The sequence below is a fragment of the Edwardsiella sp. A.80236 genome, assembly GCF_044540725.1.
GTDB classification, from domain to species: Bacteria; Pseudomonadota; Gammaproteobacteria; order Enterobacterales; family Enterobacteriaceae; genus Edwardsiella; species Edwardsiella tarda.
In genome coordinates this window covers 19,040-31,404 of the sequence record NZ_JBIUCY010000011.1, presented here as the reverse complement: position 1 = coordinate 31,404, position 12,365 = coordinate 19,040, and the positions used below count along the sequence as shown (strand labels likewise).

General features: G+C 57.7%; 10 protein-coding genes. 4 read left to right on the top strand and 6 right to left on the bottom strand.

What is annotated here, in order from left to right; all coding sequences use genetic code 11:
* Window positions 1-86 precede the first annotated feature (86 nt).
* A complete protein-coding gene (gene rlmG / locus ACEQFP_RS10615) occupies window positions 87-1,244 on the bottom strand; it encodes a 23S rRNA (guanine(1835)-N(2))-methyltransferase RlmG (protein WP_370546997.1) in 1,158 nt (385 codons plus the stop codon).
* A 76-nt stretch (window positions 1,245-1,320) separates the two neighbouring features.
* On the opposite strand from rlmG, the gene ACEQFP_RS10610 reads away from it, so the two are divergent.
* Both ACEQFP_RS10610 and ACEQFP_RS10605 read left to right on the top strand, forming a co-directional pair.
* On the top strand, window positions 1,321-1,824 hold the full coding sequence (locus ACEQFP_RS10610) for a M48 family metallopeptidase (RefSeq protein ID WP_005295882.1): 504 nt from the start codon (window positions 1,321-1,323) through the stop codon (window positions 1,822-1,824).
* A gap of 55 nt (window positions 1,825-1,879) precedes the next feature.
* Window positions 1,880-2,860 carry a Gfo/Idh/MocA family protein gene (locus ACEQFP_RS10605; protein ID WP_098143440.1) on the top strand — a complete coding sequence of 327 codons (981 nt, stop codon included), beginning with the start codon at window positions 1,880-1,882 and terminating at the stop codon, window positions 2,858-2,860.
* Between the two features lie 13 nt (window positions 2,861-2,873).
* Here ACEQFP_RS10605 and ACEQFP_RS10600 read toward each other — a convergent pair whose 3' ends face one another.
* Entirely contained in the window at window positions 2,874-3,791 is a 918-nt protein-coding gene (locus ACEQFP_RS10600) for a DMT family transporter (protein ID WP_035597119.1), read from the bottom strand.
* Between the two features lie 405 nt (window positions 3,792-4,196).
* Here ACEQFP_RS10600 and ACEQFP_RS10595 point away from each other — a divergent pair, with 405 nt between their 5' ends.
* Both ACEQFP_RS10595 and sstT read left to right on the top strand, forming a co-directional pair.
* Window positions 4,197-5,165: a TerC family protein gene (locus tag ACEQFP_RS10595; protein ID WP_005281478.1), complete on the top strand. Its 969-nt coding sequence runs from the start codon at window positions 4,197-4,199 to the stop codon at window positions 5,163-5,165.
* Window positions 5,166-5,513: 348 nt separating this feature from the next.
* Window positions 5,514-6,755 (top strand): serine/threonine transporter SstT, encoded by a 1,242-nt coding sequence (gene sstT, locus ACEQFP_RS10590; protein WP_370546998.1) that lies wholly within the window; start codon window positions 5,514-5,516, stop codon window positions 6,753-6,755.
* 47 nt (window positions 6,756-6,802) lie between these two features.
* Here the strand turns inward: sstT and ACEQFP_RS10585 are convergent, their stop codons facing one another.
* The 4 genes from ACEQFP_RS10585 to uxaC form a co-directional block, all read right to left on the bottom strand.
* Window positions 6,803-7,327, bottom strand: a complete 525-nt coding sequence (locus tag ACEQFP_RS10585) for a YgjV family protein (RefSeq protein WP_005281469.1) — start codon at window positions 7,325-7,327, stop codon at window positions 6,803-6,805.
* 61 nt (window positions 7,328-7,388) lie between these two features.
* Window positions 7,389-8,879, bottom strand: coding sequence for a UxaA family hydrolase (locus ACEQFP_RS10580; protein WP_370546999.1), 1,491 nt, complete (start codon window positions 8,877-8,879; stop codon window positions 7,389-7,391).
* A gap of 18 nt (window positions 8,880-8,897) precedes the next feature.
* The gene (locus ACEQFP_RS10575) at window positions 8,898-10,376 is read right to left on the bottom strand and encodes a tagaturonate reductase (protein WP_370547000.1); all 1,479 of its coding nucleotides are present in this window, start codon (window positions 10,374-10,376) and stop codon (window positions 8,898-8,900) included.
* A gap of 99 nt (window positions 10,377-10,475) precedes the next feature.
* On the bottom strand, window positions 10,476-11,885 hold the full coding sequence (gene uxaC / locus ACEQFP_RS10570) for a glucuronate isomerase (protein ID WP_005281461.1): 1,410 nt from the start codon (window positions 11,883-11,885) through the stop codon (window positions 10,476-10,478).
* Window positions 11,886-12,365 lie beyond the last annotated feature (480 nt).

Genomic DNA, 12,365 nt, shown 5'->3' with positions numbered 1-12,365 from the left:
GGTAGGCAAATAGCGCCGCTACGCAGCATAGCGTAAAAACATATCGCTACCAATAATTATGCACAAAAAGTGACTTTATATTTCATTTACCGTGGTGTGTTAGCCGTTTTCACTGCCTTGAGCACCACGAACTTACGGTTCATGCCCAAGGTGGTGCAATTGCCGAACAAACGACGCAGTTTCTGGTAGTAATCCAAGTGACGATTCCCGACGATATACAACACTCCGTTGCGTTTCAGGCAACGTCGCGCGGCGACGAACATATCCCAGGCCACCTGATCGGTGATGGAGTGCTGCTGATGAAACGGTGGGTTACACAGCACCGCATCTAACGAGCCGCCTTCACAGCCAGCGAGACCATTGCCGACCCAGAACTCACTGCGCTCCAGGTCCTGTGGGCGGTTGTGCTGCACATTAAGATGGGACGAGGCCACCGCCATATAGGACTCATCGGCGAACAGCACCCGCGCCTGCGGGCAACGGTGCAATACCATCAACCCTAACACCCCATTACCACACCCCAGATCGGCCACCTCACCCTGTAGATCCTCCGGTAAGTGTTGCAGGAAAAAGCGGGCACCAATATCGAGGCCAGTACGAGAGAATACCCCTGCATGGTTATGCATCAGGTAGTCCGTCTCATCCAGCGGCCAAACGGTGGTCGCCGGCGCCGGTGTCGGCTGACGCGGCGCTATCTGGCAATGGATCAGGCGTGCCTTCTTCCAAGCCAATGAGGTATGCGTATCCCCCAGGATCGACTCAAACAGCTGTAGCGTCGAGGTGTGGATGTCGCGCGCCTTCGCCGCGGCAATAATCTGCGTTTCCGGTGTCACCACCGCGCGTAGCGCATGCAGCTGCTGTTCCAACAGCGCCAGCATCTTAGGCAGCTTGATCACCACCAGTCCCGGAGCGTCGGGCAAGGCGCTCAGGCTGTCCAACAGGGTCACCGCCTCTTCATCCAGCCCATTGAGCTGTAAGTTATGGCGCGTCGCCAACTGGCTAACATAGGAGTCACTCACGGAATAGGGACGCCACGCATGCAGGGCACAGGCCAATGCCCCGAAGGCATCGTTGAAAATGATCACCGGACGCCCCTGCGCCTTGGTCAGATCGATCTGTTGCAGTAGATACTCGTCCGCGGCCTCCCAAGCCTGTAGGGACGGATCGTCTGACTGACGGGGAAAACGCTCCAGCGTCAGGTCGGTGATGGCCGGACAACCGGCGCTGGATTCGAGTTGGCTCATCGCCCCTCCGCAAAATCGCCCGCCGACGGCGGGCATCAAGTACAATAGTCCACTATTGTACCTGAAGGAGGGCGAAATGACGTCCCTGAGTTACCTTGCCGGTTATCCGGAACCCCTGCTGGCACAGGTGCGCACCCTGATCGAGCAACGCCGCCTGGCACAGACACTGCGGCAACGTTATCCCCAGCGCCACGACATCACGACCGATCGCGCCCTGTATACCTATGTCATGGCGCTCAAGAACCGCTATTTGCGTAACGCCTCCCCGCTCAGCCGGGTGCAGTACGATAGCCGTATCCAGGTGATCCAGCAGGCGCTGGGATTACACAGCGCCATCTCTCGCGTACAAGGTAGTCGTCTGAAGGCCAAGGCGGAGATCCGCATCGCCACGCTATTTCGTCAGGCCCCTGAACCCTTGTTGCGCATGATCGTGGTACATGAGTTGGCCCATCTACGCGAGAAAAACCACGATAAGGCGTTCTACAGTCTCTGTTGCCATATGGAGCCGGACTACCATCAGTTAGAGTTCGACGCTCGCCTCTACCTCACCTGCCTTGATGTTGAGGGAGACGTATATTGATCGCGTAATGAATATGCTAGCCTGATGGATAATTTTTATCCTTAGGGAGACTGCCATGATCCGCCTCGCCATCATCGGAACCAACTGGATTACCCGGCGTTTTGTCGATGCTGCCCTATCTTGTGGCCAGTACCGCCTCAGCGCCGTCTACTCACGCAGCCTGGAGCAGGCCAGCGCCTTCGCCGCCGACTACGGAGCGACATGCTGCTTCGACAGTCTCGAGGCGTTAGCCCGTAGCGACGAAGTCGATGCCGTCTACGTCGCCAGTCCCAACGCCCTACACTGCCCGCAGACCTTGCTGATGCTGAGCCACGGTAAGCATGTCATCTGCGAGAAACCGCTCGCCTCGAACTACGCCGAGGCACAACGTGCCTTTGATTGCGCGCGCGCCAATGGCGTGGTGCTGTTTGAGGCTTTCAAGACCGCCTATCTGCCCAACTTCGAGGTGGTACGCCGCACGCTGCCACGCCTCGGTCGCCTGCGTAAGGCGTTCCTCAACTACTGTCAGTACTCCTCGCGCTATCCACGCTATCTGAATGGCGAGAATCCGAATACCTTTAACCCGGCGTTTTCCAATGGCTCCATCATGGACATTGGCTTCTACTGCCTGGCCAGCGGCGTCGCGCTCTTTGGTGAACCGCAACGGATCAGTGCCGGAGCCACGCTACTGGAATCGGGCGTCGATGCCCACGGTCACGTCGTCATGAACTATCCCGGCTTCGAAGCCTTGCTGTTCCACTCCAAAGTCAGCGATTCGGCGCTAGCCAGCGAGATCCAGGGAGAAGAGGGCAGCCTGGTGATCGAGCACCTGTCCCAATGCCAGCGAGTCACGCTCATACCGCGCGGCGGCGTCGCGCAGGAGATCGGCGTGTGGCAGGGTGAAAATACCATGGAGTATGAGGCGCAGCACTTCGCCCGCCTGATCCGTGAGGGCAACGTCTCCCACGCCGGCGTCGCGCGTGCCCTCTGCACCGCCCGCCTGCTGGATGAGATCCGCCGCCAGACCGGTGTAGTCTTCCCCGCCGATCACGCCTGACGACACGGGGCCACTAGCGGCGCCCGTGACGGGTACTATGCGCCTGTGGCCCCGATTTTTTGATGCTGATCGCCGCCAACGCTAACACGATCAAGACGATTCCGCTGCCCTCCACCGGCCCCGGATTCTCCCCCAGCAGCCACCAGGAAAACAGCACGCCACAGACCGGTACCGCCAACGTACTCAGGCTGGCTATCCCGGCGGGTAGGCTCTTCAATACGAACAACCACAGGCTCCACGCCAATGCCGTTGCCAGAATGGCGCTATAGGCCAATGCCCAAAATACATAGGGTTGCCAATCCACGCTACGCTGCGGAACCAGCCAAGCCACGACACTCATCACCACGGCGGCGTACAGCATCTGCCAGGTGGTCAACGCCAACAAGTCGATGCCGGGATAACGGGCGTACATGCGTTTCGCGACAATCGCACTCGCGCCCCAGCTGATCCCCGAGAGTACCGCCAGCAATGCGCTCTGCAATGAAGAGAAATCCAGGCGCCAAGGTTGCAACACCAAGAGTAGACCGACGGCGGCGACCACAATCGCGCCATACTGCAACCGGCGCATCCGCTCGCCCAGAAACAGGGCTGCCATGATCACCACCCAAAACGGCATGGTGTAACTGAGGATCGCGACCTTGCCGGCACCACCGCTCATCAACGCCCACTGTGCCAAACCGACCATGCCGCATGTCTGTAGCAACGCGATGGCCAGGGTGTAGCCAAACGGCGTCGGCCGCATGCCACGTCCACGCAGGCGCAGCACCAGTAATAGCAACAGCGCGCCGCAGATACACCGCAATGCAGTGAAGTCGAAGGCACCGATATACAGCGTCACCTGCTTCATCGCAATCCAGCTGTAGCTCCAGATCAACGTCAGGGCGATCAGGCCACCGATCGCCAGGGGGTTAGTTTTTCTTGCAACTGCCATGACATCGCCACCGTTCTGCTTATCTCTTCAATTAACGGCTCACTATAACGGCTTCAGCCCCGTGTTGCATGGCTGCAACCGGCATTGCTTATGCCATCTTGATCTGAATAACGCCGTTCTGATAGCTAAGTATCGCGTATGACGCTGGCCAGGGATTGACCGCTGACACATTTTGCATTATTTTCTGCGCAGCAAAGGGGAGTAACTTCTAATTTGCCGGTTAATCGTCATTACGGTGCGTAACTGCACCCGGTTACCGGGCAACCTCATCGGCTCCCGCCGATGACTGCGTTGTAAGTGAGACCTTGCCGGAAGGCGAGGTGTCTGCAATGCATGGTTAATAAATGCACAGCCGCGGTTCGCCTTCCGACACCATCGGCCGATTAACCATTAAAGGATTCTTCCATGCTCAACTCTGTCGGCACCCCGTGGTTGTGGGGGAGCTTCGCCCTGATCATCGTCATCATGCTGGCCATCGACCTGCTATTGCAGGGTCGCCGTGGCGCTCAGGCCATGACCATGCGCCAAGCCGCCGCCTGGTCGCTGGTCTGGGTCAGCTTGGCTCTACTGTTTAACGCCGGTCTATGGCTCTACCTCAGTGAAACGTTGGGGCGTGAGGTCGCCGACCAACAGGCGCTGGCCTTCCTCACGGGTTACCTGATCGAGAAGGCGCTGGCGGTCGATAACGTCTTCGTCTGGTTGATGCTGTTCAGCTACTTCGCGGTACCGGCCAGCATGCAACGCCGGGTATTGGTCTATGGCGTATTGGGCGCCATCATCTTGCGTACCGTGATGATCTTCGCCGGTAGCTGGCTGGTGACTCAATTCCAGTGGATCTTGTATCTGTTTGGCGCATTCCTGCTGTTCACCGGTATCAAGATGGCCATGAGCCATGACGACGAGGGTGACCTCGGCGATCGTCCACTGGTACGTTGGTTACGCCGCCATCTACGCATGACCGACCGTATCGAGAGTGAGCACTTCTTCACTCGCCGCAATGGGGTGTTATTCGCGACACCGCTGCTGCTGGTTCTAATCCTGGTCGAGTTGAGCGACGTGATCTTCGCCGTCGATAGCATCCCGGCGATCTTTGCCGTGACCACCGACCCGTTCCTGGTGCTCACCTCCAACCTCTTCGCCATCCTCGGCCTGCGCGCCATGTATTTTCTACTGGCCGGCGTCGCCGAACGCTTCTCCCTGCTGAAGTATGGCTTGGCGGCGATCCTGACCTTCATTGGGATCAAGATGCTGATCATCGACTTCTATCACATTCCGATCGCCGTCTCGTTGGCGACCGTTGCCGGGATCCTGGCGCTGACCCTGCTGATCAACGCCTGGGTTAACCATCGTCGCGCAACGCGTTCCCCCCGCTGATGGCCGATGCTCCGGTGTGCTGCGCCGGAGCGTTTCCCCCGCCAAACCCACTGCCTTTCACCATAATGAAATAGAGTAATAGTTGGTTATTGCTATTTTTTTAGTTTCTTATCCTGACACCTGTTTTTGCCGATGTGAGCGAGGTTGGCTTTTTTGCGCACCTTTTCACAAGTTAGTGAAAAAAATACATTAAAAGTAATTTTTTCGTTAATTTTCGACGGCGCCAGCAGAATTTTATAAATTCGTCGTTCCCTATTGAGTCGATTTCCCTATACTGGGGTAGCAAACACATTTAGTTACAGGTTGCCAGAGAGGCAATCCAAAAATATAACAAGTAGGTAATCGATTATGGAAAGACAATCCGGGTTTATGCGCTTTATCCTGCGCGGTAGTCTCGTCGGGCAAATCATGGTGGGGCTCATCTTGGGCATCGCACTGGCCTCCTTCTCCCCCTCTGCGGCCGTCGCCGCCGGTCTGCTGGGGACGTTGTTCGTCAGTGCGCTGAAGGCCGTCGCGCCGGTGCTAGTCTTCATTCTCGTCGCCGCCTCCATCGCCAATCACCGCAAAGGGCAGAAGACCAATATGCGTCCCATCGTGCTGCTGTATCTGCTCGGGACGTTTGCTGCCGCGTTGGTCGCGGTAGTCATGAGTTTCCTCTTCCCCTCCGAGCTGGCGTTGGTCGGGCACAACAACGATATCACCCCGCCGGGTGGCATCGTTGAGGTCATCCAGACGCTGCTGCTGAATGTGGTGGATAACCCCTTCCGCGCGCTGGCTAACGGCAACTTCATCGGGATCTTGGCCTGGGCCATCGGCCTGGGGGTGGCGTTACGCCATGCTTCCGATACCACCAAACGCGTGGTCGGCGATCTCTCCTATGGCGTGACCTTTATCGTCCGCGTCGTGATCCGCTTCGCCCCATTGGGTATCTTCGGCTTAGTCGCCTCCACCCTGGCCGAAACGGGCTTCGATGCACTGTGGGGCTATGCCCACTTGCTGATGGTCTTGGTCGGCGCCATGCTGATGGTCGCACTGGTGCTCAATCCCCTGATCGTCTTCTGGAAGATCCGCCGCAACCCCTATCCGCTGGTCTTCACCTGCCTGCGCGAAAGCGGCCTGACCGCCTTCTTTACGCGCAGCTCTGCCGCCAATATCCCGGTGAACATGGAGCTGTGTAAGAAGCTCAAGCTGAACGAGGATACCTATTCCGTTTCCATTCCGCTGGGGGCCACCATTAACATGGCGGGGGCCGCGATCACCATCACCGTATTGACGCTAGCCGCGGCATATACGCTGGGCATCACCGTCGATCTGCCGACCGCGTTACTGCTGAGCTTGGTCGCGGCGATCTGTGCCTGCGGCGCCTCCGGGGTCGCGGGCGGCTCACTGCTGCTGATCCCACTGGCGTGCAGCCTGTTCGGCATCAGTAACGATGTCGCCATGCAGGTCGTCGCCGTCGGCTTTATCATCGGCGTATTGCAGGACTCCTGTGAGACCGCGCTTAACTCCTCCACCGACGTGCTGTTTACTGCGGCGGCCTGCCAGGCGGCCGAGGCCCCTACGGGTCAAACCTCCGCCGAGTTGAGTTAACCGCCAGCCATATCGACAACGGGCGCCAATGGCGCCCGTTTTTCGCTTTACTCGCTGCGGAAAGGGTCGATACCACGCCGCTGCATGCGGTAAAAACGCACGATGTTATAACCATTGACCAAGAGAAAGCTCCCCTCGATCAGTGACCCCCCTAGCGATCCCAGCCACAGATTATGGATCACCCAACAGGCGGTCGAGCACCACATCACACAGCGCGTCGTCAAACCACGGCAACGGAAGAGTGCCCAAGTACTGGCGATGGTGCCGACGATCGGCAGCACTTCCAGCGGATGCTGCAACTCGCCGACCCCCAGCACCAAGGTCAGTACGATGAACAGAACCATCACCCACAGGTTACGCGTACGCGTTGCGACGACCGAACGGATCGCATTCAACTCGGCACTCATACCGGCGGTACTGGCCCCCATCAGGAAAAAATGCACACCGATGATGGAACTGTACAAGGCTAATTGCAGGCGAAAACGGCGCTCGTCACGATTAAAGAAGGTCGTGATACCGACCAGAAAGGCGACAACGCCCACCCCCTGGGCAAACAGATACGCACTGTTCATGTCCTGATTCCTTCAGGATGGAAGGCGCCCTACGGCGCCCCTGGCGACACGTGATGACCCATTACAACGTGACACCGCTCTTGAAGATCGCCAGCTCGCGAAAGTCGTTCTTCTCGTTACAGGTCGGCTCACCCTCGGCGATCGCGACGATCAGCTCGATAAACGTCTCCAGCAGCTGATCCATCGTCTTGCCCTGCAATAACTGCCCGGCGTCAAAGTCGATCCAATGCGGCTTCTTCTGCGCTAACGGGCTATTTGTCGCCAATTTAACGGTGGGCACGAAACCACCGTATGGCGTGCCGCGTCCGGTACTGAATAGCACCATATGGCAGCCGGCGGCGGCCAGCGCGCTGGTGGCGATGGCGTCATTACCCGGCGCACTGAGCAGATTCAGCCCCGGCGTACGCAGGCGCTCACCGTAACGTAAGACATCCATCACCTGGCTCTGACCGGCCTTCTGGGTACATCCCAGAGACTTCTCCTCCAGGGTAGTGATGCCGCCAGCCTTGTTACCCGGTGAGGGGTTTTCATAGATCGGCTGACGATGGTCGATAAAGTAACGCTTAAAATCGTTAACCATGGTCACCGTCTTGGCGAAGGTGGCCTCATCGCGACAACGGCTCATCAAGATGCGCTCGGCACCGAACATCTCCGGCACCTCAGTTAGCACGCTGGTACCTCCGTGGGCGATGACATAGTCGGAGAAGCGCCCCAATAGCGGGTTGGCGCTGATCCCCGAGAAGCCATCAGAGCCGCCACATTCCAAACCGAAGCGCAGCTCGCTCAGCCGCCCCGGCTGACGCTGGTCGCTTTGCATCAGCGTATACAGCTGCTGCAATTGCGCCACACCGGCCTCCACCTCATCCTCCTCCTGCTGACAGATCAGGAAGCGTACCCGCGCCGGATCGTAGTCGCCCAGCGTCTCGCGGAAGGCGGCGATCTGGTTGTTTTCACACCCCAGTCCCACCACCAGCACGCCACCGGCGTTGGGGTGACACGCCATGTTCTGCAACACGGTACGGGTATTCAGGTGATCATCGCCCAACTGTGAGCAACCGAAGGTGTGACTAAACAGATGAGCGCCATCGATCCCCGGCGCCCCCTCGTTATCACGCAGGAAACGTTGCAACATCTGACGCGCCATGCCGTTAACACAGCCGACGGTCGGCAAGATCCACAGCTCGTTGCGGATCGCCACCTCACCATTGGCGCGACGATACAGCGCGATCGCACGATCCGCCGGTTGCGTCGTCGGTGCGACAAAGTCGGGCTGGTACTGATAGTCGTCCAGATCGCTGAGATTGGTACGCAGGTTCTGGGCATGCACGTGATCACCGGCGGCGATCGGCACTAAGGCGTGGCCGATCGGCAGGCCGTACTTGATGATCATCTCCTGCGGCGCCAGATCGCATAGGGCCAGCTTATGTCCGCGCGCGATCGCCGCACGCAGCGTCAACTCAATGCCATCGCAGGTAATCGTCTCGCCACAGGCTAGGTCACGCAGGGCAACCGCCACGTTATCTTGAGGATGGATCTGAATAATGCTTTGCATAGACATTGGCTCGTTCCCTTAACCGCAAGATACCGACAAGGCGCTCAGCGCCGCACGCATGCCCTGCCGCTCGATAGCCTGTAACGCCGAGCTGACCTGTTGCGCCAATCCCGGCACCTGATTGAGATCTTGCCCCCAATGCGCCTGGTCGCCTAACACCGCCGCGACCAGCTCGTCCAGGCTCTGACGCCCTTCGCGTACCGCCTGCCAACCGTCGGCGTAAAAGGCCAACCAATGGGCATCATCCTGCAGTGGATAAGGCTGCCCATCGCGTTCGCCGCAATAGAAGGCGATCAGGGCGGCTAAGGCGAAACTCAGGCGGAGCGGGGGGCGCCCCTGTTCGGCGCAATAAGCCAACAACTGCGGCAGGATGCGCGTGCGGAACTTGGTCATGCCGTTAAGGGCGATAGACAGCAGTTGATGCTGAATATAAGGGTTACGGAAACGGCTAAGTACCGCCGCCGCAAACGCATTCAACTCCTCGCGAGGTAGATCGAGCTGCGGGACAATCTCTTGGGAGATGGCCTGCTCCACAAAGGCTGCGACTTGAGCATCATCCATACTCTGACCGACACTATCCAACCCCGCCAGGTAGGCCACCGGCACCAACGCGGTGTGAGCGCCATTGAGAATCGCTACCTTACGCTCCTTATAAGGGCGAATATCCTGCACGATTCGAATGTTCAACGGCATCTGCGTAGCAGCGTAGGCATCCAGGCGTAGCGCCTGCGCCAGCCACTGCGGCCCCTGGATGACGAACAGATAAAAGTACTCCGCACTATCGAGGAAACCATCCTGGTAACCCAACTCGCTACACAACATCGCCGCCTCCTCCCGTGGATAACCGGTGACGATGCGATCGACCAGTGTGGAGCAGAAGGTATTGTGCTGACACAGCCACTGGTAGAAATCGGCGGGCAAGGCCCATTGCTCGGCATAGCGCAACACCAGCTCACGCAACGCCTCGCCGTTGTAGTCGATCAGCTCGCAGGGCAACACGATCCACCCTTTATCCGCCGCACCGGCAAAATGACAGAAGCGTTCGTACAACAAACGGGTCAGCTTGGCTGGAAAACTGGAAGGAGGGGCGTCCGTGAGACGATCTTGCTCGGCATAACTGATGCCCGCCTCGGTCGTGTTAGAGAAGACAAAGCGGATGTTGGGATCATGCGCCAACGCCAGGAACTGATCGAACTCCCGGTAGACGTTCAACTCGCGATTAACGCTACGGATCACACGCCGTGTGGCGACCGCCTTCCCCTGTTCATCCAGACCGCGCACCAGCGTGGTATACAGGCCATCCTGGCTATTCAGCGAGGGGGGGAAATCGCTATCGATCGGCCGTACAACCACGATGCCAGCATCCAGATCGGTGTGCTCATTCAGCAGGTCTAGCTGCCAGTCGACGAAGGCGCGCAGGAAGTTGCCCTCGCCAAACTGGATCACTCTATCGGGGTGGCGACGACCGGGAAAGTTGCGACGATTCAGGGTTTGCATCAGGAACTACCTCAATAGCAGGCCCTCCGCCCTGCGGCGGCCCGCGACAATCAATGGGAATCGGCTACGACGCCGCCGTAGCCGAGATCTGCGCGATGATTACAGTTCGATGGCGAAGTAATGCTTGGCGTTATCGAAGCTGATGTTTCTGACCATTTCGCCCAACAGCGCGATATCGGCCGGTGCCTCGCCCTGCTCCACCCAACGGCCGATCATCTGACATAAGATGCGGCGGAAATACTCGTGGCGGGTATAGGAGAGGAAACTGCGGCTATCCGTCAACATCCCGACGAAGCGACTCAGCAGCCCCAACTGAGCCAACTGGGTCATCTGACGCTGCATGCCATCTTTCTGATCGTTGAACCACCAGCCAGAACCAAACTGCATCTTGCCCGGTAGGCCTTCTCCCTGGAAGTTACCAATCATGGTGCCCAGGACCTCATTGTCACGCGGATTCAGGCAATACAAGATGGTCTTCGCCAAGCCACCGTTACGACTTTGGGCGTCCAATAGACGGGAAAGCGGTTGAGCGACCGGCGCATCGTTAATCGAGTCGAAGCCGATGTCGGGCCCCAGGCGTTCAAACATCGGCGTATTGTTGTTACGTAACGCGCCGATGTGATACTGCTGTACCCAACCGCGCTGCCGGTACTCTGCCCCAAGGAACAACAGCACCGCCGTCTTGAACTGGGCGATCTCCGTTGTGCTCGGCGCAGCGCCGCTCAGGCGTCGCGCCAGGATCGCATCCAGTGTGGCCTCATCGGCTTCAGCATACAGCACCACGTCCAAGGCGTGATCGGAGACCTTACACCCCTGCTCGGCGAAGTAATCCATGCGCACCTTCAGCGCCTGGCACAGATCGGCGAAGCGCGTGATGTCGACATCCGCTACCGCGCTCAGATTAGCCATATACTCTGGGAAAATAGCGGCATCGATATTGAACGCCTTATCCGGACGCCAGCTAGGTAATACCTTGGTGGTGAAACTGCTATCGGCGGCGATCGCCCGATGGTGACGTAAATCATCGATCGGATCGTCGGTGGTCCCCACCATCTTCACATTCATCTGACGCATGATTCCACGCGCCGTAAACGCCTCATCGGCTAATAAGTGATTGCATCGCGTCCAGATAGCCTCCGCCGTCGCACCGGATAACAGAGTGTCGCGGATCCCAAACGGACGACGTAGTTCAAGGTGGGTCCAATGGTATAACGGGTTACCAATAGTATGCGGCACCGTCTCCGCCCAGGCCTGAAACTTCTCACGATCGCTCGCATCGCCAGTACAGAAACGTTCTGCTACCCCATTGGTCCGCATCGCGCGCCACTTGTAGTGGTCGCCTTTCAACCAGATGTCATACAGGTTTTTGAAACGATAATCTTCGGCAATCTGCTCCGGAGGAAGGTGGCAGTGATAATCGAAAATAGGCTGTTCTGCCGCATAATCATGGTACAAGCGGCGGGCGAATTCGCTATCAAGCAAAAAATCTTCGGTCAAAAACTGAGACATAATCGGGTTCCTCAGATGCGGTGGATGCACTCGCTCGGGGGTGCGCTGGCGAAAGTTATCACACCAATTTAAAAGTTAGTCCAGAACTTTATCCAGCTTTGCGGACTGTATGACAAAAAACGTCATGACGTGACGAGAAAAGCATCAGTACAGCCAGAGATAGATTCCATAAATTATGATGATCATTATTCCGTAATCCAATTATGGTTTTTGTGATAGCTCTCAATCTTTGAATCTGTATGACAAGTTATCTTAGTCGTCGAAGTAACTCGGCTGAGTGTCAACCAATTTAGCCCATTGTGGTTTGACCAATATTCAGCAAGTACGCCATAGCGAGATTATCCGTCTCATCACTACGCCACTGTCAGGGTGTAGTGGATTGCTGGTGTGCGCCATCATTCCTGGTAGCAGGAGTACACGCTAACCATCGCACCCTTGGCTCCGCCAAGGGGCTAGGCCGTCTTATGCCTAAACGGCGAG

Coding starts and splice junctions, on each gene's coding strand:
- rlmG (WP_370546997.1), bottom strand. CDS start 1,244: ATGAGCCAACTCGAATCCAGCGCCGGTTGTCCGGCCATCACCGACCTG.
- ACEQFP_RS10610 (WP_005295882.1), top strand. CDS start 1,321: ATGACGTCCCTGAGTTACCTTGCCGGTTATCCGGAACCCCTGCTGGCA.
- ACEQFP_RS10605 (WP_098143440.1), top strand. CDS start 1,880: ATGATCCGCCTCGCCATCATCGGAACCAACTGGATTACCCGGCGTTTT.
- ACEQFP_RS10600 (WP_035597119.1), bottom strand. CDS start 3,791: ATGGCAGTTGCAAGAAAAACTAACCCCCTGGCGATCGGTGGCCTGATC.
- ACEQFP_RS10595 (WP_005281478.1), top strand. CDS start 4,197: ATGCTCAACTCTGTCGGCACCCCGTGGTTGTGGGGGAGCTTCGCCCTG.
- sstT (WP_370546998.1), top strand. CDS start 5,514: ATGGAAAGACAATCCGGGTTTATGCGCTTTATCCTGCGCGGTAGTCTC.
- ACEQFP_RS10585 (WP_005281469.1), bottom strand. CDS start 7,327: ATGAACAGTGCGTATCTGTTTGCCCAGGGGGTGGGCGTTGTCGCCTTT.
- ACEQFP_RS10580 (WP_370546999.1), bottom strand. CDS start 8,879: ATGCAAAGCATTATTCAGATCCATCCTCAAGATAACGTGGCGGTTGCC.
- ACEQFP_RS10575 (WP_370547000.1), bottom strand. CDS start 10,376: ATGCAAACCCTGAATCGTCGCAACTTTCCCGGTCGTCGCCACCCCGAT.
- uxaC (WP_005281461.1), bottom strand. CDS start 11,885: ATGTCTCAGTTTTTGACCGAAGATTTTTTGCTTGATAGCGAATTCGCC.